The organism is Chryseobacterium sp. 22532 (assembly GCF_052044665.1).
Taxonomy (GTDB): domain Bacteria; phylum Bacteroidota; class Bacteroidia; order Flavobacteriales; family Weeksellaceae; genus Chryseobacterium; species Chryseobacterium lathyri.
Genome location: NZ_JBQENJ010000021.1, coordinates 1 through 488 on the forward strand (window position 1 = coordinate 1; position 488 = coordinate 488).

The 488-nt window shown below is 45.1% G+C and carries 2 tRNA genes; both read left to right on the forward strand.

Annotated elements, in window-relative coordinates:
* The first annotated feature begins 70 nt into the window (after positions 1 to 70).
* Positions 71 to 146: transfer RNA gene (locus tag ACTJIV_RS20315), tRNA-Gly, on the forward strand.
* Positions 147 to 151: 5 nt separating this feature from the next.
* Positions 152 to 235 (forward strand) — tRNA-Leu (locus ACTJIV_RS20320).
* Positions 236 to 488 lie beyond the last annotated feature (253 nt).

The window sequence follows — 488 nt, forward strand, 5'->3', positions numbered from 1 at the left end:
TGGTAGCCACGCCAGACTTAGGATCTGGTGCCGTGAGGCGTGGGGGTTCGAGTCCCTTCATCCGCACTATGCGAAAATAGCTCAGCTGGTAGAGCACAACCTTGCCAAGGTTGGGGTCGCGGGTTCGAATCCCGTTTTTCGCTCCACACCTGCCCTGGTGGTGGAACTGGTAGACACGCAGGACTTAAAATCCTGTGTTCGTAAGAACGTGCGGGTTCAAGTCCCGCCCGGGGTACTAAACTCTCTGTTGATCTCAACGGAGAGTTTTTTTATTTTTAAAGGTTTGTAAGAAATCGTTTATTTATCATTGTTGGTAAGTATTTATGTTTTTTTTAGTTCTTATTTTAAGGCAAATGTTTTATATTTGTAGTCATAAAAAGAATAAGTTCTTTATATAAAGAATAAATAACGAGCGGATGTGGTGTAATTGGTAGCCACGCCAGACTTAGGATCTGGTGCCGTGAGGCGTGGGGGTTCGAGTCCCTTCA